The sequence below is a fragment of the Microbacterium sp. Marseille-Q6648 genome, from assembly GCF_943181415.1.
Lineage (GTDB): Bacteria > Actinomycetota > Actinomycetes > Actinomycetales > Microbacteriaceae > Microbacterium.
This window is the reverse complement of sequence record NZ_CALPBZ010000001.1, coordinates 1,191,590-1,210,658: the sequence shown is the minus strand read 5'-3', so window position 1 is coordinate 1,210,658 and position 19,069 is coordinate 1,191,590. Positions and strand designations below refer to the sequence as shown.

The 19,069-nt window shown below is 70.5% G+C and carries 21 protein-coding genes; 10 read left to right on the top strand and 11 right to left on the bottom strand.

Annotated features, from left to right (window positions below; translation table 11 throughout):
• From pstC to NFR93_RS05750, 5 genes are all read right to left on the bottom strand, one after another.
• Window positions 1-945, bottom strand: a complete 945-nt coding sequence (gene pstC, locus NFR93_RS05770; protein WP_251450757.1) for a phosphate ABC transporter permease subunit PstC — start codon at window positions 943-945, stop codon at window positions 1-3.
• A 74-nt stretch (window positions 946-1,019) separates the two neighbouring features.
• Window positions 1,020-2,126 (bottom strand): phosphate ABC transporter substrate-binding protein PstS, encoded by a 1,107-nt coding sequence (pstS, locus tag NFR93_RS05765; protein ID WP_251450756.1) that lies wholly within the window; start codon window positions 2,124-2,126, stop codon window positions 1,020-1,022.
• A 144-nt stretch (window positions 2,127-2,270) separates the two neighbouring features.
• A complete protein-coding gene (locus NFR93_RS05760; RefSeq protein ID WP_251450755.1) occupies window positions 2,271-3,209 on the bottom strand; it encodes an NUDIX hydrolase in 939 nt (312 codons plus the stop codon).
• Window positions 3,206-5,371, bottom strand: coding sequence for an RNA degradosome polyphosphate kinase (locus tag NFR93_RS05755; RefSeq protein ID WP_251450754.1), 2,166 nt, complete (start codon window positions 5,369-5,371; stop codon window positions 3,206-3,208). The genes NFR93_RS05760 and NFR93_RS05755 overlap by 4 nt, the downstream gene beginning before the upstream one ends.
• A gap of 64 nt (window positions 5,372-5,435) precedes the next feature.
• Entirely contained in the window at window positions 5,436-5,900 is a 465-nt protein-coding gene (locus NFR93_RS05750) for a MarR family winged helix-turn-helix transcriptional regulator (protein WP_251450753.1), read from the bottom strand.
• A 96-nt stretch (window positions 5,901-5,996) separates the two neighbouring features.
• On the opposite strand from NFR93_RS05750, the gene NFR93_RS05745 reads away from it, so the two are divergent.
• Window positions 5,997-6,497 carry a redoxin domain-containing protein gene (locus NFR93_RS05745; protein WP_251450751.1) on the top strand — a complete coding sequence of 167 codons (501 nt, stop codon included), beginning with the start codon at window positions 5,997-5,999 and terminating at the stop codon, window positions 6,495-6,497.
• Here NFR93_RS05745 and NFR93_RS05740 read toward each other — a convergent pair.
• Entirely contained in the window at window positions 6,461-7,159 is a 699-nt protein-coding gene (locus NFR93_RS05740) for a winged helix-turn-helix domain-containing protein (protein ID WP_251450749.1), read from the bottom strand. The genes NFR93_RS05745 and NFR93_RS05740 overlap by 37 nt on opposite strands.
• Before the next feature lie 134 nt (window positions 7,160-7,293).
• Here NFR93_RS05740 and NFR93_RS05735 point away from each other — a divergent pair, with 134 nt between their 5' ends.
• The 4 genes from NFR93_RS05735 to NFR93_RS05720 all read left to right on the top strand — a co-directional run bounded on the left by NFR93_RS05735 (window position 7,294) and on the right by NFR93_RS05720 (window position 10,579).
• Window positions 7,294-7,584, top strand: coding sequence for a hypothetical protein (locus NFR93_RS05735; RefSeq protein WP_251450747.1), 291 nt, complete (start codon window positions 7,294-7,296; stop codon window positions 7,582-7,584).
• A gap of 133 nt (window positions 7,585-7,717) precedes the next feature.
• Window positions 7,718-8,323, top strand: coding sequence for a heme-binding beta-barrel domain-containing protein (locus NFR93_RS05730; protein ID WP_251450745.1), 606 nt, complete (start codon window positions 7,718-7,720; stop codon window positions 8,321-8,323).
• Complete coding sequence (gene ygfZ / locus NFR93_RS05725; RefSeq protein ID WP_251450743.1) at window positions 8,323-9,435, top strand: CAF17-like 4Fe-4S cluster assembly/insertion protein YgfZ; 1,113 nt, start codon at window positions 8,323-8,325, stop codon at window positions 9,433-9,435. The genes NFR93_RS05730 and ygfZ overlap by 1 nt, the downstream gene beginning before the upstream one ends.
• Before the next feature lie 37 nt (window positions 9,436-9,472).
• Window positions 9,473-10,579 carry an FUSC family protein gene (locus NFR93_RS05720; RefSeq protein WP_251450742.1) on the top strand — a complete coding sequence of 369 codons (1,107 nt, stop codon included), beginning with the start codon at window positions 9,473-9,475 and terminating at the stop codon, window positions 10,577-10,579.
• On the opposite strand, the gene NFR93_RS05715 is transcribed toward NFR93_RS05720, so the two are convergent.
• Entirely contained in the window at window positions 10,580-11,407 is an 828-nt protein-coding gene (locus tag NFR93_RS05715; RefSeq protein WP_251450740.1) for a class I SAM-dependent methyltransferase, read from the bottom strand.
• Window positions 11,408-11,470: 63 nt separating this feature from the next.
• Here NFR93_RS05715 and NFR93_RS05710 point away from each other — a divergent pair, with 63 nt between their 5' ends.
• Window positions 11,471-12,217 carry a phosphoglyceromutase gene (locus tag NFR93_RS05710; protein ID WP_251450738.1) on the top strand — a complete coding sequence of 249 codons (747 nt, stop codon included), beginning with the start codon at window positions 11,471-11,473 and terminating at the stop codon, window positions 12,215-12,217.
• A 125-nt stretch (window positions 12,218-12,342) separates the two neighbouring features.
• Here the strand turns inward: NFR93_RS05710 and phoU are convergent, their stop codons facing one another.
• A complete protein-coding gene (phoU, locus tag NFR93_RS05705) occupies window positions 12,343-13,026 on the bottom strand; it encodes a phosphate signaling complex protein PhoU (RefSeq protein ID WP_251450737.1) in 684 nt (227 codons plus the stop codon).
• A 168-nt stretch (window positions 13,027-13,194) separates the two neighbouring features.
• On the opposite strand from phoU, the gene NFR93_RS05700 reads away from it, so the two are divergent.
• Together NFR93_RS05700 and NFR93_RS05695 are read left to right on the top strand one after the other, a co-directional pair.
• Window positions 13,195-14,478: a sensor histidine kinase gene (locus tag NFR93_RS05700; protein ID WP_251450735.1), complete on the top strand. Its 1,284-nt coding sequence runs from the start codon at window positions 13,195-13,197 to the stop codon at window positions 14,476-14,478.
• The gene (locus tag NFR93_RS05695; RefSeq protein ID WP_251450733.1) at window positions 14,475-15,158 is read left to right on the top strand and encodes a response regulator; all 684 of its coding nucleotides are present in this window, start codon (window positions 14,475-14,477) and stop codon (window positions 15,156-15,158) included. The genes NFR93_RS05700 and NFR93_RS05695 overlap by 4 nt, the downstream gene beginning before the upstream one ends.
• Before the next feature lie 74 nt (window positions 15,159-15,232).
• On the opposite strand, the gene NFR93_RS05690 is transcribed toward NFR93_RS05695, so the two are convergent.
• Window positions 15,233-15,742 carry a DNA modification methylase gene (locus tag NFR93_RS05690; protein WP_251450731.1) on the bottom strand — a complete coding sequence of 170 codons (510 nt, stop codon included), beginning with the start codon at window positions 15,740-15,742 and terminating at the stop codon, window positions 15,233-15,235.
• 136 nt (window positions 15,743-15,878) lie between these two features.
• Between NFR93_RS05690 and NFR93_RS05685 the strand changes: the two genes are divergently transcribed.
• The gene (locus NFR93_RS05685) at window positions 15,879-16,361 is read left to right on the top strand and encodes a CarD family transcriptional regulator (RefSeq protein ID WP_251450728.1); all 483 of its coding nucleotides are present in this window, start codon (window positions 15,879-15,881) and stop codon (window positions 16,359-16,361) included.
• Between the two features lie 46 nt (window positions 16,362-16,407).
• The gene (gene ispD / locus NFR93_RS05680; RefSeq protein WP_251450726.1) at window positions 16,408-17,607 is read left to right on the top strand and encodes a 2-C-methyl-D-erythritol 4-phosphate cytidylyltransferase; all 1,200 of its coding nucleotides are present in this window, start codon (window positions 16,408-16,410) and stop codon (window positions 17,605-17,607) included.
• Between the two features lie 3 nt (window positions 17,608-17,610).
• On the opposite strand, the gene NFR93_RS05675 is transcribed toward ispD, so the two are convergent.
• Both NFR93_RS05675 and NFR93_RS05670 read right to left on the bottom strand, forming a co-directional pair.
• Window positions 17,611-18,081 carry a GNAT family N-acetyltransferase gene (locus tag NFR93_RS05675; RefSeq protein ID WP_251450724.1) on the bottom strand — a complete coding sequence of 157 codons (471 nt, stop codon included), beginning with the start codon at window positions 18,079-18,081 and terminating at the stop codon, window positions 17,611-17,613.
• A 1-nt stretch (window position 18,082) separates the two neighbouring features.
• Window positions 18,083-19,009, bottom strand: coding sequence for a DMT family transporter (locus tag NFR93_RS05670; RefSeq protein ID WP_251450723.1), 927 nt, complete (start codon window positions 19,007-19,009; stop codon window positions 18,083-18,085).
• Window positions 19,010-19,069: the final 60 nt, after the last annotated feature.

The window sequence follows — 19,069 nt, the reverse complement described above, 5'->3', positions numbered from 1 at the left end:
TCAGTTCGCTCCCGAGAATTCCTTGCGGCGGCTGACGACCCAGCGCGCCAGCGCGTTCACCGCGAAGGTGACGACGAAGAGGATGAGGCCCGTGGCGATGAGCACGTTGATGTTCGTGCCGTATGCCTCGGGGAAGGTGAGGGCGATGTTCGCCGGGATCGTGCCGGGGTTCTCGGACGTGAACAGGCGGAACGACACCACGTTGGCGATGGAGAGGACCATGGCCACTGCCATGGTCTCGCCGAGGGCGCGGCCGAGTCCGAGCATCGAGGCCGAGATGATGCCGCTGCGACCGAACGGGAAGACCGCCATGCGGATCATCTCCCAGCGGGTGGCGCCGAGGGCGAGCGCGGCCTCTTCGTGGAGGACGGGGGTCTGCAGGAAGATCTCGCGGCAGATGGCGGTGATGATCGGCGTCACCATGACGGCCAGCACGATGGCGGCGGTGAAGATGGTGCGTCCGGTGCCCGAGACCGAGCCGCCGAACAGCGGGAACCACCCTGCGTTCTGATTGAGCCATGCGTAGACGGGCTGGACGGCGGGCGCCAGGACGAGGATGCCCCACAGGCCGAAGACGACCGACGGCACGGCGGCGAGCAGGTCGACGATGTAGCCGAGCGTCTGCGACAGCCGTCGCGGCGCGTAATGGGAGATGAACAGGGCCACCGCGACCGACAGGGGGACCGCCATCAGAAGTGCCAGCAGCGACGCCCACACGGTGCCGAAGGCGAGCGGCCAGACGTACTCCCAGAAGTTGCCCGAGAGCACCGAGGCGGTCTCGCTGGTGGCCAGCAGCCCGGGTACGGACTGCACGATGAGGAAGAGGGCGACGGCCGCGAGGGTGACGAGGATCATCGACCCTGCGAACAGCGCGGTCCCCGAGAACCATCGGTCTCCGGGGCGCGTCTTGGCCTTCGGGGCGGCCGGGGCGGTGGTCGTTGTCATGACGTCCGTTTGTTCGTGGGGGGACAGGGGTGATGCCCGGCCCCGCGGGTCACGCGGAGCCGGGCATCAGGATGTCACTCGGTGACGATCAGGTCCAGCGCGGCCTGCATGTTCTCACGCTGCGTGTCCGAGATCGGCGCGCTGCCGGCGGCCTCTGCCGCGGCATCCTGGCCCTCGGGGCTGATGACGTACTCGAGGAAGCCCTTTGCCAGCGCGGCCGAGGCGGGGTCGGCGTACTCCTCGCACGCGAGCATGTAGCTCACGAGCACGACGGGGTAGGCGGCCGAGTCCGGCGTGCGGTCCAGCGCGATGGCGAGGTCGCCGTCGGTGCGGCCCTCCTCGCGCGGCGACGCGTCGACGATCGCCGCAGCGGCCTCGGGGGTGAAGCTGACGAACTCCTCGCCGACCTGAACCGCGACGGTGCCGAAGCCCTCGGCGCGCGACGCGTCGGCGTAGCCGACGGTGCCGTTGCCGCCCTCGACCGCCGCGACGACGCCGGAGGTGCCCTGAGCGGCCTCACCGGACTCGATCGGCCACACGCCGTCGGCCTCCCACTCCCACGCCTCGGGAGCGGCCTGGTACAGGTAGTCCGTGAAGTTCTCGGTGGTGCCCGAGTCGTCCGCGCGGTGGACCGGGGTGATCTCGAGGTCGGGCAGCTCGACGCCCTCGTTCGTGGCCGCGATCGCCTCGTCGTTCCAGTTGGTGATGTCACCGGCGAAGATGCTCGCGATGGTCGCGGCGTCGAGGTTGAGCGTCTCGATGCCCTCGACGTTGAAGATGACGGCGATGGGGGAGATGTAGGACGGGATCTCGATGATGCCGGTGCCCTCGACGCACGCGCCGAAGGGGCCCGCCTCGATCTCCTCTGCCGTGAAGGCGCGGTCGGACCCGGCGAACGCGACGGCGCCGGCCTGGAAGGACTCACGGCCCGCGCCGGAGCCGGCGGGGTCGTAGCTGACGGTCACGTCGGGGTTGGCCGTCTGGAATCCGGCCGACCAGGCCTGGACGGCGACTTCCTGCGCGGACGAGCCGGCGCCGACGAGCTCCCCCGCGAGGGTGGACTCGGAGCCGCCCTCGGTGGGCTCGGCTCCGGGCGTGGTTTCGTTCGCCGCGCAGGCGGTGAGGGAGAGGGCCGCGACGGCGGCGACAGCGCCCAGCTGGGCGATGCGGGAGATCTTCACTGTGTGAATCCTTCACGTGTCAGGGAAAGAGGCCCGGGAGGGCTTCGGGTGATGGCCCCGGTGCAGGGCACGCACTGACGGTAGGTGGGGACTCTTAAGAGACTGCGCTGGAATGGTGAACGGAAGGTGAACGAGCCCGATCGATCACACCTTCGGGATGTGGGTCTCGATCGCCACGATGCCCGACCCCGGATTGTCCACGGACAGGTGCGCCACCGAGAACGCCCCGGTCTCCAGCGCCGAGGCGCTTCCGAGGTAGGAGCCGCGCAGGGTGCCGGTGGCAAGTGCGAGCTCGCTCAGGATGTCCGGCAGCACCGGACCGTGGCTGCACAGCACGACGGCCTTGCGGGCGCGGACCCGCTGGCCGATGACGGTGCGCGGATCCGAGCGGCCCTCCTCCCACGCGTCCTGGCTGATGAGCGGCGATTTGTCGATGGAGCGGGCGAGCGAGGCCGCGAGCGGCTTCACCGTCTTCACGCAGCGGACGGCGGGGCTGGAGATGATCTTGCGCGCGCCGAAGGCCAGCAGCGGGCCGACGACCGCGTTCGCCTGCTTGCGGCCGCGTGAGGTGAGCGGGCGGTCGGTGTCGGCGCCCTCCCAGTTCTCGCGGTCCACAGCCTTCCCGTGCCGCAGCACGATGAGCGGGAAGGTGCCGAGGATGCCTTCGTCGACGAGCTTCAGGAAGTTCTCGAGGATCTCGATGTCGACCGGGTAGCTGAGGCGCTTCAGCGCCTTCTTCGGTGTGGCCCACTCCAGGGCCGCGATCTCTTTGTTCGGAACGAATGCCGAGGCGCGGATGGCGGCTTCGGTGGCCTCCGCCGCCCAGTAGTGCACGATCTTGGTGCGCTTGCTCGGCAGGCGGTACTTCGAGATCCCGACGGGCACGCCCAGCGCGACCCGGATGCCGGTCTCTTCGCGGATCTCACGCACCGCGGTCTCGGCGAGCATCTCACCCGGGTCGACCTTGCCTTTGGGCAGCGTGACGTCGCGGTAGCGCGTGCGATGGATCATCAGCACGTGCAGCTTGGCATCGACCATGCGCCACACGACCCCGCCGGCAGCGTAGACGGCGGTGTCCGTCATCGCACCGCCCGAACCCGCCGGCGCCGCTGCACCTGCGACATCGTCCGATCCTGCAGGTCGGTCAGCGGCTTGCCGTCCTCGCCGACGTGGTGGCGCACCCAGTCGCCCTCGGGGCCGAGGTGCCACGAACTCGTCTCGGCGCTCATCGCGACGTCGAACAGGCTGATGAGTTCCCGCTGGTGGGCGGGATCGACCACGCGCACCAGCGCCTCGACGCGGCGATCGAGGTTGCGGTGCATCATGTCGGCGCTGCCGATGTACACCTGCGGGTCGCCGTCGCCGGCGAAGGCGAAGATGCGGGAGTGCTCGAGGTACCGGCCGAGGATGGAGCGCACGGTGATCGTCTCGCTCATCCCGGGAACTCCCGGCTTGAGGGCGCAGATCCCGCGCACCCACACGTCGACCGGGACGCCGGCCTGGCTCGCGCGGTAGAGGGCGTCGATGATCTGCTCGTCCACCATCGAGTTGACCTTGATGCGGATGTGGGCGGGCTTGCCCGCCTGGGCGTTGCGGCGCTCCTTGTCGATGAGGCGCAGCAGACCCTTCCGCAGGTGAAGGGGCGCCACGAGGAGACGCTTGAACTTCTTCTCGATCGCGTAGCCGCTCAGCTCGTTGAACAGCCGGGTGAGGTCGCGGCCGACCTGGTCGTCCACGGTGAACAGACCGAAGTCCTCGTAGATGCGGGACGTCTTGGGGTTGTAGTTGCCCGTGCCGACGTGGCTGTAGTGCCGCAGGACCCCTTCCTCCTCGCGGATGACGAGGGCCAGCTTGCAGTGGGTCTTCAGCCCGACCAGGCCGTAGACGACGTGGACACCCGCCTTCTCGAGCTTGCGCGCCCACACGATGTTCGCGGCTTCGTCGAACCGGGCTTTGACCTCGACCAGGGCGAGCACCTGCTTGCCGGACTCGGCGGCGTCGATGAGCGCCTGCACGATGGGGCTGTCACCCGAGGTGCGGTAAAGGGTCTGCTTGATGGCCAGGACGTGGGGGTCCTTGGCTGCCTGTTCGAGGAAGGCCTGCACGCTCGTCGCGAACGACTCGTACGGGTGGTGCACGAGCACATCGGCCTTGCGGATCGACGCGAAGATGTCGCCCCGCTCGTTGTTGTCGCCCGGCTGGAAGGCCAGCGCGGTCGTGGGAACGTGCGGCTTGTAGTGCAGGTCGGGCCGCTCGATGCGCGAGAGGTCGAAGAGCCCGCGCAGATCCAGCGGGCCGGGCAGGCGGTAGACCTCCTGGGCGGTGATGTCGAGCTCGCTGATGAGCAGGTCGAGGGTGACGTCGTCCATGTCCTCGGTGACCTCGAGCCGGATCGGCGGGCCGAACCGGCGCCGAAGCAGCTCAGCCTCGAGCGCCTGGATGAGGTTCTCCGTCTCGTCCTCCTCGATGACGACGTCCTCGTTGCGGGTGAGGCGGAAGGCGTGATGGTCGAGGATCTCCATGCCGGGGAAGAGGTCTTCGAGATTGTTGGAGATGAGGTCCTCGAGCGGAAGGTAGCGGACGCCGGATTCGCCGCGGACCACCTCCACGAAGCGCGGCAGCATCGGCGGAACCTTCAGGCGCGCGAACTCCTGCCGGCCGGTGCGGGCGTTGCGGATGCGGATGGCGAGGTTCAGCGACAGCCCCGAGATGTAGGGGAACGGGTGGGCCGGGTCCACCGCGAGCGGCATGAGGACGGGGAACACCTGCGTCTGGAAGTAGTCGTACAGCTTCGATCGCTCGTTGTCGTCGAGGTCGTCCCAGCGCACGACCACGATCCCGGCATCCGCCATGGCGGGGCGGACGAGGCTCGTCCACGCGGCTGCGTGACGCACCTGCAGCTGGTGGGCGTCCTCGGAGATGTCCGACAGCACCTCCTGCGGCGCCCGGCCGACATTGGTGGGAATAGCGAGGCCGGTGACGATGCGGCGCTTGAGGCCCGCCACGCGCACCATGAAGAACTCGTCCAGGTTGCTCGCGAAGATCGCCAGGAAGTTGGCGCGCTCGAGCGCCGGCTGGGCGGGGTCCTCCGCGAGCTCCAGAACGCGCTGGTTGAACGCCAGCCAGCTGAGCTCGCGGTCCAGATAACGATGGTCGGGCAGCTGGGCGTCGACGGGCTCGTCGAACTCGAAGTCGTCATCGTCCGCATCGCCGAGGCCGGCGTCGAGCACGTCGTGTTCGATCATCCCCACATCATTGCAGGCAGTCGTGACCGGAGTGTGAACGGATGCGGCAGGCGGCGCTGTGCGATCAGGCGGGCGCGGCGGTCCCCGCGGTCAGGTGTCGCAGCGTCGCCCGCAGCTCGGCGACGCGGCCGGGGCCGAGCTCGGCGGCCACGCCCGCGGCGATCTCGCCGCTGATGCGCGTGGCGTCCCGGCACAGCGCGGCACCGCGCGCGGTCAGCTCCACGCGGGTCGCGCGACGGTCGTGCGCGTCGGGCGCGGTCTGCACGTACCCGTGCTCCTCGAGTTCGCGGACGACGACGCTCATGGCCTGTCTGCTCACGCCGGCTCGGGAGGCGAGGGTCGAGATCGTCGTCCCCTCGGGATCGATGCGGGCGAAAACCGGCACGTGGCCGGGGCGGATACGGGTGTGGCCCCCGGCCGAGAGGCGGTCGATGGTCGCCGCCACGACGGTCGACGCGGCATCCATCAGCAGCATCCCGAGGTCATCCGCCGCGCTCTCGGAGAAGCGCGTGATCTCGTCCTCGAACACGCGCAACCTCCTTGACAATATGCGCAATCTGCTTGACGATAAGCGCAAGCACGTTGACAAACACCGTACCCTGCTCGAACAAGAATCGGAGCCCCCATGTCGGACGCCCTCGCCGTCGACCATCCCTTCCCCGACATCGACGTCGTCGACCCGCACGGGTCGCCGCGTCGGCTGCGCGACGAGATCGGCGGTCGCGTGGCTGTCGTCCACTTCATGCGTTCCAGCAGCTGCCCCGTCTGCCTCGCCCACGCGGCGGCGATGCAGCGCATGAAGGATGCCGGAGAAGTCGGTGACGCCGTCCTCATCCTCGTCGCGCCCGGCGCCGCTGCGGAGGCCGCCGATGCGGCGCGGCGGGCGGCCGGCCGGGCGCCGTCGATCCGCGTGCGCGCGAGCGTCGACGGCCACGAACGCTCCGGACTCACCACGACGGCGTTCCTTCAGCGATCTGCGACGGTGGTGGTCGATCCGGCGGGCATCATCCGGGATGCGCGGATCGCCGCGCTTCCGACCGCATCCTTCGACGCCGACGCGGTGCGCGCGGCGCTCGCATGGATCGCGGCTCAGGCCTGGGAGCGTTCCTTTGAGGACGGAAGCTGATCGTCCTCGTAGACGTTGAAGCGGTACCCGACGTTGCGGACGGTGCCGATCAGCTGCTCGAGGTCGCCGAGTTTGGCGCGCAGGCGACGCACGTGGACGTCGACGGTGCGCGTACCGCCGAAGTAGTCGTAGCCCCAGACCTCACTCAGCAGCTGCTCGCGCGTGAACACCCGCGAGGGATGCGTGGCGAAGAAGTGCAGGAGCTGGAACTCCTTGTAGGTGAGGTCGAGCGGCTTGCCGTGCACCTTGGCGGAGTACGAGGACTCGTCGATCGTGATGCCCGAGGTCTGGATGCGGGTCGAGACCTGCTCCTTCGACATGCGGCCGATCGCCAGACGCACGCGCGCGTCGACCTCCGCGGGCCCCGCGGTGACGAGGATCACGTCGTCGACGCCCCAGTCGGTCGACACGGCCGTCAGTCCACCCTCGGTCACGACGAGGACGAGCGGGGCGTCCAGACCCGTGGTGTTGAGGATCTTGCACAGCGACTTCGCGCCGACGAGGTCGACGCGCGCGTCGACGAAGATGACGTCGGCGCTCGGCGCGTTCACGAGCTGCGCGGGCTCGGCCGGGATCTGACGCGCCCGGTGGCTGAGCAGCTCGAGGGCAGGCAGGACAGGGCCGCCTCCCTGTGTGGAGCTCAGAACCAGAAGCTGTGCCAAGACGCCGTCCTCCCGACGCGGTGGGCGCCGTGGACAACAGTGTACGGCGTGTCGCGCAGCCCGCCGGGACACCGCTGTCCGGGGTGGGATCGGCCCCACGTGCGCATCGCCTTGCCGTGCGCGACAATGAGGGGGTGACCTCCGTGGAACTGGGCCCGCGCCGCACGCTCGGCGGTGTCGTGGCGATCTGGGCGCTCGCCGCCGTCATCGGCGTCGTCGTCGGTGTGATCGTCCCGGCATCCGATCGGTCGTCCTGGCTCGCGGTCGGGCTCGGCGGCTGCCTCATCCTCGCCTTCGCCGTGCAGCTGATCCGCGGGCGGTCGCAGGGGTTCACCCAGAGAGTGGCGGCGAGCGTCCTGGGGGCGCTGGTGGTGATGGGCATCATCAGCCTGGGATTCGGCTTGGCCGTCGTCGTCCCCGGCTAGAGTTGAGCCATGGACCTCTTCGCGCTCGAACTGTTCTTCGTGGGCCTGCTCGGCCTCGCCTCGCTCGCGATCGTCTTCGTCTCGGGTGTGGTGATCAAGAACCTCTACCGCGGCCAGCGCTGACGGTCGCGTCGTGTTCGATCTACCGACAGACCTCCCCGCCGACCTCGCTCCGCTGTCGTGGCTCATCGGCGTGTGGGAGGGCACGGGTGTCATCGAGTACGGCACCCCCGATCATCGATTCTCGGGCGAGTTCGCCCAGCGCGTGAGCTTCAGCCATGACGGCGGCGATCACCTGAACTACACCTCGCACGCCTGGCTGCGAGCAGACGCCGGTGGCGACGACATTCCGCTCGTGGCCGAGACCGGCTACTGGCGGCTGTCGCGACCGGCGACCGACGCCGACGCCGGCCCGGCACTCCTCCCACCCCTCGCGCCCCGCGTCCGTCGCACCGTCGACGACGTCGAGAGCCTTCGCAACGCCGAGGGCGGGTTCGACATCGAGGCGGTGCTGGTGCACTCGGACGGCGTCAGCGAGCTGTATCTCGGCCGGATCCGGGGCCCGCGCATCGACATGGCGACGGATGCCGTGGTGCGCAGTGCCGGCGCGAAGGACTACTCCGCCGCCACGCGCATGTACGGTCTGGTCGACGCCCACCTGCTGTGGGCGTGGGACATCGCCGCCCTCGGCGGCGCGCTGGCCTCGCACGCGTCGGCTCGATTGGCGCGGGTGGAGTGATGGGCGACTTCGACGCGATCGATCGCGCCGTCGTGGACGACGACGGCATCCTCACCCATGTCGGCAACCCCCTGGTGGAGCAGCGGGCACTCGCGAACGGCTCCGCCGTCGCGCCCCTCGACGACCGGCGCGTGCTGGCGGTGTCCGGCGAGGACCGCCTGTCGTGGCTGGACTCCCTCACCTCGCAGGCGCTCACGACGCTGGCTCCGGGAAGCGGTTCGGAGCTGCTCGTGCTCGACCCGCACGGACACGTCGAGCATGCGGCATCCATCGTCGACGACGGCGAGACGGCGTGGCTCCTCGTGGATCGCGGCGACGCCGACGCGCTGCTGCAGTGGCTCATGCGGATGCGGTTCCGACTGCGCGTCCAGCCGCGCGACGCGGGTGACGAGTTCGCGGTCGTCGGCGGCGCCGCCGCCGCCCTCGCGGTGGTCACCCCGATCGCTCCGGCCGGCGTCCCGGTAATCTGGCGCGACCCGTGGCCCGCCATCGGGGCGGGCGGGCACGCCTACGCGCTGACCGATCCGCATCCCGGCTCGGACCGCGACTGGGCCGAGGCCGTGGTCACGCGCGACGAGCGCGCGCTGCTTCTCGAACGCGCCGCGCGTGGTGAGGCGCAGCTCGCCGGCGCCGTGGCCGTCGACGCCCTGCGCGTGGCCGCGTGGCGTCCCCGCTGGGCTGCCGAGGTCGATGAGCGCACCCTTCCGCACGAAGTCGATTGGCTCCGCACCGCCGTGCACCTGAGCAAGGGGTGCTATCGCGGCCAGGAGACCGTCGCGAAGGTCCACAACCTCGGCCACCCGCCGCGGCGGCTGGTGTTCCTGCACCTCGACGGCAGCGACGCCCTCCTTCCCGCGCGAGGAGCCCCCGTGCGGGCCGGCGAGAACGAGGTCGGCGTCGTCACCTCCGCCGCCCGCCACTGGGAGCAGGGTCCGATCGCGCTGGCGATCGTGCGCCGGAGCACCCCGGTCGACGCTGCCCTGACCGTCGCGGTCGAGGACGGCGTCGTGGCGGCGACACAGGAGGTCATCGTGCCGCCCGACGCCGGTGCCACCGCGGGCGTGCCCCGCATGACGCGCCTGTCGCGACGCCCGGCCGCGTCGTCGGGATGACGGCGGTGCCGGGAGCGGCATCCGGAGCGCCCAGATCATGAGCGCCGACGAGTCTCCGGTCACCGCGCCGATCCCCACGGGGTGGCGCAGCCGGGTCGACCCGCGGCCGGCGCTGCGGCGGGTGCGAGAGTCGGCGCCGGCCATCCTGCAGATCGTGGTGGCCGCCACCGGCGCCTACGCCTTCGCCCTCTACGTCCTCGGTCACCCCGCTCCGCTGCTGGCGGCGACGGTGACGGTCTCGAGCCTCGGGCTCGTGCGCGATGCGCGGCCGCGGCGCGTGCTCGAGACGGTGGTCGGGATGCTGGTGGGCATACTCGTCGCCGAGCTGCTCCTGCTGGTCGCCGGCTCGGGCTGGTGGCAGCTCGCGTTGGCGCTCGCGGCGACCCTGATCGTCGCCCGGTTCCTCTCCCATCAGGCCGGATTCGCCATCGCGGCGGCGATCCAGTCGCTCATCGTCATGATCGTGCCGGCCAGCTCGCCGTTCCTGCGCCTGATCGACGGGGTCGTCGGCGGTGTCGCAGCGCTGCTGGTGACCGCTCTGATCCCGCGGAGCGCGCAGCGCGCGGCGGTCCGCGACGGCGCGGCGGTGTTCGCCGGCGCCGAAGCCGCCGCGACCGCCGTCATCCAGGGTCTTCATCGAGGGGACCGGCTGCGCGCCGAGCGCGGTCTCGCGAAGGCGCGCGCACTCGAGCCGCTGCTCGAGCAGTGGCGCGCGTCGCTCGACACCGGGATCGCCGTCGCCCGGATCTCGCCGTTCCTGCGACGCCAGCGCCACGAGCTGGAGCGTCAGCAGCGCATGCAGCAGTCGATGGATCTGGCGACACGCAACCTCCGTGTCGTCGCCCGGCGAGCCTCCTACCTGTGCGTCGACGGCGTGGCCCGGCCGGTCGCCGCCGACATCCTCGCCGAGGTCACGCGCGCGATGGGCCTCATCGCACACTCGCTCGGTGACATCTCGTCGGCGACGACGGCTCGGGAGTCGCTCATCTCGGTGGCCGCGCACCTCGATCCCGGTGAGGTGACTCCGGGTGCCTCGATGGGCGATCAGAACCTCATCACGGCGCTCCGCCCCCTCGTGGTGGATCTGCTCACCGCGACCGGCATGTCCGCGGGGGATGCGCGCGCGACGGTGCCCCGGATCTGATCATCCGAGCGGGGCGACCGACTCCCAGCCGATGGTGACCTCGCCGAGCGGCCAGCGCGAGCGGGCACGCAGGGGCCATCCGCCGGCGACGAGCGCCTCCATGGCGGTGCGCCACCGGTGGACGGGTCCGAAGGGAGACACCGCCGCCGCGCGCAGCCACTCCTCATCCAGCGCGGCGAGGAAGGCGTGCACCGGCTCGCCGGGGACGTTGCGGTGGATGAGCGCCTTCGGCAGGCGCTCGGCGGCGATGGACGGACGCTCGAGGCCGGTGAGGCGCAGCGAGACGGTCAACGTCATCGGCTCGCCGCCGGACGACACCGCCGCCCACGTCGCGATGCGCCCGAGTTCGTCGCACGTGCCCTCCACCAGCAGCCCGCCCGGTGCCAGGCGCGACGACATCTCGCGCCACGCGTCGGCGACGGCGTGCTCGTCGTACTGGCGCAGCACGTTCATCGCGCGGATGATCGCAGGATGCCGCGCCGCGGGTGTCGGCACCTCGAAGCCTCCGCGTGCGAACGACACGCGCGCGTCCGGGGCGAAGGCCGTGAGGCCGCGGCGGACGTCCTCGAGCTGTGCGCGCGCTCGATCGACCCGTTCCGGGGCGATCTCAAGCCCGAGCACCTCGACGTCGGGACGCGATCGCGCCAGGCGCGCATGCAGCTCGAGTGCCGTGACGCCGCTCGCGCCGTAGCCGAGGTCGACCACGAGCGGATCCGCCGCACGGCGAAGCGCGGGATGCCGCGCGATCCACCGATCGATGCGGCGCAGGCGGTTCGTGCCTGTCGTGCCGCGGGTCACTCGACCGACGGGGGAGCGACCAGCGGGCACCACCCCATGATGCCAGGCGTCACGAGCCGGGCGGGCGCGGCATCCGTCGATATCATGGGGGCCATGACCGCGCCCTACACGCTGATCCTGCTCCGCCACGGCCAGAGCGAATGGAACAAGTCGAACCAGTTCACCGGATGGGTCGATGTCCGGCTCACCGATCTCGGCAAGGCCGAGGCCCAGCGCGGCGGCGAGCTGATGGCCGAGAGGGGCCTGCTGCCCGACATCGTTCACACCTCGCTGCTGTCGCGCGCCATCCAGACGGCGGACATCGCCCTCGACGCCGCCGACCGGCTGTGGATCCCCGTCAAGCGCACGTGGCGCCTGAACGAGCGCCACTACGGCGCGCTCCAGGGGAAGGACAAGGCCCAGACGCTCGAGGAGTTCGGCCAGGAGCAGTTCATGCTGTGGCGCCGCTCATTCGACGTGCCGCCGCCCGAGCTCGCCGACGACGACCAGTACAGCCAGGTCGGCGACGTCCGCTACGCCGACATCGACGGCGAGGTGCCTCGCACCGAGTCGCTCAAGCTCGTCATCGACCGCTTCCTGCCGTACTGGCAGAACGACATCATCCCCGACCTGCAGGCGGGCAAGACCGTGCTGGTGACCGCGCACGGCAACTCGCTGCGCGGTCTCGTCAAGCACCTCGACGGCATCAGCGACGCCGACATCGCCGAGCTGAACATCCCCACCGGCATTCCGCTGGTCTACCGCCTCGGCGAGGACTTCATGCCCCTCGGTCCCGGTGAGTACCTCGACCCCGACGCCGCTGCCGCAGGCGCTGCGGCCGTGGCGAACCAGGGCAAGTAGCCGCGGAGCCCGGACGACGAAGAGAGCGGATGCCTCCCCCCGGGGGCATCCGCTCTCTTCGTCCTTCCGCCGCGACGTGCGGCCGCGGCGAGGTCGGGGCGCTGTGTCAGGACAGCTGCGTCACGTCAGGACAGCGGGAAAGAGGTGCTGTCGACGACTTCCGACACCGTCTCCCACTCGCCCGTGGCGAGGTACGCGACCTTCTTCGCGACCGACACGGCGTGATCGGCGAAGCGCTCGTGGTAACGGCTGGCGAGCGTCGCGTCGACCGTGGCCGCCGCTTCTCCGCGCCAGGAGTCGCTGAGCACCTTCTCGAAGACGCTCGCGTGCAGCTCGTCGATCGCGTCGTCGGCGTTGCGGATGGCCTCGGCCAGCCGCATGTCCTGGGTGCGCAGCAGCTCGGTGAGGGTGCGCGCGACCTCGACGTCGAGCTGCCCCATCTTGGTGAACGTCGACTTCAGTCCGCGGGGGATGGCGCGCTCGGGGAAGCGCATGCGGGTCAGCTGCGCGATGTGCTCGGCGATGTCGCCCATGCGCTCGAGCGACGCGCTCATGCGGAGGGCGCCGACGACGATGCGCAGATCGCGGGCGACCGGCTGCTGACGCGCGAGGATCTCGATCGCCAGTTCGTCGAGGGCGATCGCCTTCTCGTCGATGATCGCGTCGGCCTCGATGACCTCTTCGGCGAGCCCCACGTCGCTCGACTCGAACGCCCGCGTGGCCTTGTCGATGGCGACCGTGACGAGCTCGGCGATCTCGACCAGACGAGACTGGGCGTCCTCGAGGGACTGGTGGAAGACTTCGCGCATTCCGACACCTTTCTGATTGCGTGCGGAGGGTCCGCTCGCGCGGCCCTGGCGATTGTCGCCACCGAAGGTTAACGAATGGTGCCGCGGGAGTGAATAGTACCGAGCGCGGTCCCGGGCCCCCGCCGCCCGGGCCGACGGCGCCCGGATCAGACCTTTACAGTGAGTGACATGGATACGACGCAGCTCGCGCTGCTCGCACTCCTCGCCGGAGTCATCATCGGCGGTTCCGTTTCGGCCGTCATCGTCGCCTCGCTGCGGGCGCGCGATCGCGCCCGCGCCGAGACGTCGGCCGACATCCCGGACGGAGTCCGCGAGGTGCTCCACGGCATGGATGACGCAGCCGTCGTGGTCGACTCCTCGTTCACGGTCCGAGCCGCATCGGCGGCCGCCGTGCCGTTCGGTCTGGCCGAGGGAACGGTGCTCGGCACGGAGGAGCTGCGGTCGGTCGTCAGGCGCACCCGCACGAGCGAGAGCGCGGCCGAGGCGACCCTGCGCCTGCGCCGCGGCGCACCGCCGGCGGAGCCCCGCCTCGTGGTGATCCGGGCATCGCGGATCTCGGCGCGCCTGGCGCTTCTCGTGCTCCGCGACATCACCGAGCGCGAGCGGGTGGAGCAGATGCGCCGCGACTTCGTCGCCAACACCAGCCACGAGCTGAAGACGCCCGTCGGCGCGGTCAGTCTGCTGGCCGAGGCCATCGAGTCCGCCGCCGACGACCCGCCGCAGGTGCGGGTCTTCGCCTCGCGGCTCACCGCCGAGGCCGCGCGGCTGTCGCTGCTGACCTCTCGCATCATGAACCTCTCGCGCCTCCAGGCCGCGGAGGACCTCAGCGCCGATCGCACGATCGCGGTCGACGAGATCCTCACGGCGGCGCTCGAAGCCCACGCGATCCAGGCCGCCTCGGCGGGCGTGACGGTCGTGCGCGGCGGCAAGCGCGGGCTCTACGTGCGCGGCGACGCGCAGATCCTCACCGAGGCCGTCGGCAACCTCATCTCGAACGCCATCGCCTACTCCAGTCAGGGAGGCGACGTCGGTGTGGGCGTCAAGCTCGCGGACGGCGTGGTCGAGATCGCCGTCACCGACCGCGGCATCGGTATCGCCGAGGGTGATCAGGATCGGGTGTTCGAGCGGTTCTACCGCACCGACCAGGCGCGCTCGCGTCGCACCGGCGGCACCGGGCTCGGGCTCGCGATCGTCAAGCACGCGGTCGCCCGCCATGGGGGAGAGGTCAAGCTCTGGTCGCGTCCGGGACGAGGCTCGACCTTCACCATCCGCCTGCCCGCCGCAGCGCCCCCCGACGATGTTCCGCCCGCGGGCAAGCGCGGCCGCAAGAAGCTGAAGAAGATCGCTGCCCAGACCGCCGGCAGCCCCGCCGCACGCGACGCGGGCACCCCCGCCGCTCGCGCGGCCGAGAAACCCGCCGCACGCGCGGCCGAGAACGGAGTGACCCAATGACCCGCGTCTTGATCGTCGAGGACGAGCCCGACCTCGCAGACCCCTTGGCGTATCTCCTGCGCCGCGAAGGCTACGAGGTCGAGATCGCCGAGGACGGCCCCACCGCTCTGACGGTGTTCCGCGAGCTGGGCGCCGACATCGTGCTGCTGGACCTCATGCTGCCCGGGATGCCGGGGACCGAGGTGTGCCGTCAGATCCGCACCGGCTCCGCCGTTCCCATCATCATGCTCACGGCGAAGGACTCCGAAGTCGACATCGTGGTGGGCCTCGAACTCGGGGCGGACGACTACGTCACCAAGCCCTACTCGTCGCGCGAGCTGCTCGCGCGTATGCGCGCCGTGCTGCGTCGCCAGACCCAGGCCGACGCCGATCTTGAGGAGCGCATCCTGAACGGGGGTCGCGTCGTCCTCGACATCGACCGTCACACCGTCGCCGTCGACGGCGCCGAGATCAACATGCCGCTGAAGGAATTCGAGCTGCTCGAGGTTCTCATGCGCAATGCCGGTCGGGTGCTCACACGTGGGCAGCTCATCGACCGGGTGTGGGGCAGTGACTATTACGGCGACACCAAGACGCTCGACGTGCATATCAAGCGCATCCGCTCGCGCATCGAGCAGAACCCCGGTGACCCGGTGATGCTCGTGACGGTGCGCGGGCTCGGCTACCGCTTCGAGGCCTGACCCGCCCCGAGACAGGAGAACGGCCCCGCCGAGGGCGGGGCCGTTCTCATGTCTGGTGTCTGTGAGTCGAGGACTCAGGGAACGAAGGGGGCGTAGTACTCCAGTGCGCCGTCCAGCACGGGCACGGCCACGAGGGAACCCTCGGCGTCGCCGGCCTGGAAGTACACCGGGACGTCGGCGCCGGGCATGGTGTCGAGCGCCTCGATCAACAGCGGCTCCTCGCCGTCCGCCCCGAGGCTGACGACGCTGTTGGCCGGCACCTGGAGCGTCTCGGTGACCTTCGAGGACCCCTCGCCGATCTCGATGGTGAGAGTCTCGGAGTTGTCGGTGGAGTTCACGATGGCGGCCAGCATGTTGCCGGCGCTGCCGTCCTCGGTCGCGACGACGAGGGCGTTGCGCACCTCGATGGGGCCGGCGTCGGCGGCTACGCCGTCGGAGGCGTTGTATTCGATGGTGGTCGCCTGGGTGGAGATCATGCTGCACCCGGTCGTCCCGATCGCGACGGCGACGCCGACGGCCAGCGACGCGAGCACGCGCGACCTCTTCGCGGTGAGCGCCGCGCCCACGGAGCGGTGTTTCGACATCACGGATCCTCCCAGGATGGACGACAGCATCCTGAGCATTCTATGGGGTGCGCCGGTGGCCCCCGCGACGTGCGGCGGCAAACTCTAGCGCATGTCGCCTGTGGTATCCTGGAGGTTGCCGAAAGGACATAACTCCATGCTTTTTGAGGTTGGCGAGACGGTCGTCTACCCCCACCACGGGGCCGCGACGATCATCGAGGTCAAAGACCGGATCATCAAGGGCGAGACGAAGAAGTACCTGAAGCTCAACGTCACGCAAGGCGACCTCATCATCGAGGTCCCCGCTGAGAACGTCGACTTGGTCGGCGTCCGCGATGTCATCGGCCAGGACGGCCTGGACCGGGTTTTCGAGGTGCTGCGCGCCCCCTTCACGGAGGAGCCCACCAACTGGTCCCGCCGGTACAAGGCGAACCTCGAGAAGCTGGCCTCCGGCGACGTGATCAAGGTCAGCGAGGTCGTCCGCGACCTCTGGCGCCGCGACCAGGACCGCGGGCTGTCCGCGGGCGAGAAGCGGATGCTGGCTAAGGCCAAGCAGATCCTCATCTCCGAGCTCGCCCTGGCTGAGAAGACGGACGAGGAGAAGGCCAGCGTCCTTCTCGACGAGGTCCTCGCGAGCTGACTCGCCGCGCCTCTCGGCGCGTGCCGCTCGCGTATAGATTCTTTCCGTGAGCATCACCCCCGTGCCCCGCGTGGCCGTCATCGTCGTCGCTGCCGGCTCCGGAACGAGACTCGGCGCGCCCGCGCCCAAGGCGTTCGTCGGACTCGACGAGCACACGATCCTTCGCCATGCACTGCGGGGTGTCTTCGAGGGCCCCACCGCGCAGGTCGTGGTCGTCGCTCCCGCGGGGCGAGAGGGCGATGCCCTCACCGACGCGCTCGAAGCGGCCGGGGATGCCCGTGATCTGGCGACCGTGGTCGTGGGAGGCACCACGCGCCAGGACTCCGTGGCAGCGGGCCTCCGCGCGCTGTGGGGCGACATCGACATCGTGCTCGTGCACGACGCGGCTCGCGCGCTCACCCCGCCCGCCGTGTTCTCCCGCGTGATCGCCGCGGTCGCTGCGGGGACTGACGGCGTGCTGCCGGTCCTGCCCGTCGTCGACACCATCAAGCGGGTCGCGGGCTCCTCCGTGGTCGAGGGTGTCGACCGCAGCCAGCTGGCAGCGGCGCAGACTCCGCAGGGCTTCCGCAGAGACGTTCTCGAAGCGGCATACGCCGTGGCCGATCGGGAGTACACCGACGACGCAGCACTCGTCGCGGCCGCGGGCCATTCCGTCACGACCGTCGCCGGCGACGCCCGTTCCTTCAAGATCACCACGCCCGACGACCTCGAGCGCGCGCGGACGACGCTCCGCCCCGTCGAACCCTCGCGGGCGACGATCGAGCGTGATACCCCAGCGCCCCGGATCGGCATCGGTACCGACGTGCACGCTTACGGCCACGAGGGCACGCTGTGGCTCGCAGGGCTGGAGTGGCCGGGTGAGCGCGCCCTGGCGGGACACTCCGACGGCGACGCCGTCGCCCACGCCATCGTCGACGCCGTCCTGGCCGCGGCCGGGCTCGGGGACATCGGCACGCACTTCGGCACCGACAAGCCCGAGTACGCCGGCGCGCACGCCGACGCCTTCCTGGCCCGCACGCGCTCTCTCGTCGGGGAGGCCGGCTATCGGATCGCGAACGTCTCGGTGCAGGTGCAGGCGAACCGTCCGCGCATGTCGTCGCGGTGCCGCGAGGCCGAGGCCGTGCTCTCGGGGGCTCTCGGCGGCGCCGCCGTGTCGCTGTCGGCCACGACCACCGACGGACTGGGATTCACCGGGCGCGGCGAGGGAGTCGCGGCCTACGCCGTGGCGATGCTCATTCCCGCGTGAGCATCACAGGTCGAGGCGCATGAACACCGAGTGGGGATCCTCCCGGTACGAGGCGAACGGCCCGCATTCGACGAACCCCTCGCTCGCGTAGAGCCCGCGCGCCGCGGCGAACCCCGGCTGCGCGCCGGTCTCGAGCCAGATCGCGCGGAGCCCATGTCCCCGCGCCGTCGTGAGGATGTGCCGCACCAGGGCCCGGCCCACGCCGGAGCCGCGGAAGGCGTCGTCGACACGCATGGACTTCACCTCGCCGTTCACCGCGTCCAGACGTTTCAGGGCGCCGATTCCTGCCACTCGGCCGTCGATCCAGACGGACCAGAAGGTCACCGACGGATCCTGCAGAGCGTCGGCGTCGAGAGCGTGACAGCTCTCTTCGGGAGACGTCTCACGCATGTCGGCGAGATGGCGTGCGATGAGCCCGCGTGTCTCTGCGCCGGACAGATCGTCCTCCCTGATCTCCATCTTCTCGATCTCCATGTCAGCCCTCCACGGCGAACGGCTCGGGGTCACGGTTGCGCCGCGAGCCCCAGGCGAGGGTCGCGAGGCCGATCGTCAGCACCGCCAGGCCGATGACGGCGAGGGGCGCGAGGCGTTCGCCGAGGACCGCGATGCCGAGGACCGCGGCGGTGAGAGGCTCGCCGAGGGTCAGTGTGGCGGCCGCCGCGGCGGTGAGGCCGCTCAGCCCCCACGTGAAGAGCACATAGGCGATCGAGATGGTGGCCAGCCCGAGCCAGAGGGCCATGGGCCACCCGGTCGATGTCTCCAGCCACTCGAGGTCGACGAAGGGGAGGGCGAACGCCGATAGGAGGGCCGAGCTGGCGCCCATGCCCCCGACCACAGTGAAGGGGTCCCAGCCGCCGTCGAGCAGTCGGCGCTGGGCGTTGGCGATCACCGCGAAGGACGCGCCGGCGCCGATCGAGCCGAGCAGGCCCCAGGGGTCGGTCCCGCTCGCGGAGTCGGCTGCCCCGCCCATCCCCAGCAGCACCACGCCCGCAGTGGCGGTGGCGGTGGCGACCATCCACGTGACGGAGGGCGTGCGCCGGGTGAGGAGCCACTCCAGCAGGCCGGCCAGGATCGGGGCGGAGCCGAGGGCGACGACCGTGCCGACCGCCACCCCGTTGCGTTCGGTGCCGAGGAAGAAGAGCGGTTGGTAGACCGCCAGGCACGCCCCCGTCAGAATCATCAGCGCCACCGGCCGAGCTGCCCAGGCGGGGCGCGGCGCGCTCGGGGTCCGGGCCGCGTGGCGTCGCGCGAGGGTGAACGCGAGGGCTGCCAGACCGGTCCCGCCGATGACCATCCGCATGACGCCGATCGACAGCGGTGTGGTTCCGTCCGGGCCGAGCGCCTGCGAGGTGCCGGTCGTGCCGAAGAGGACTGCGGCGGCCAGGACGGCGAGAACGTGCACTCTTCAGTTGTACCGGTCCGTCGACCCTGCACCGCACCGGGATGTCCACAGGTGCCCGCC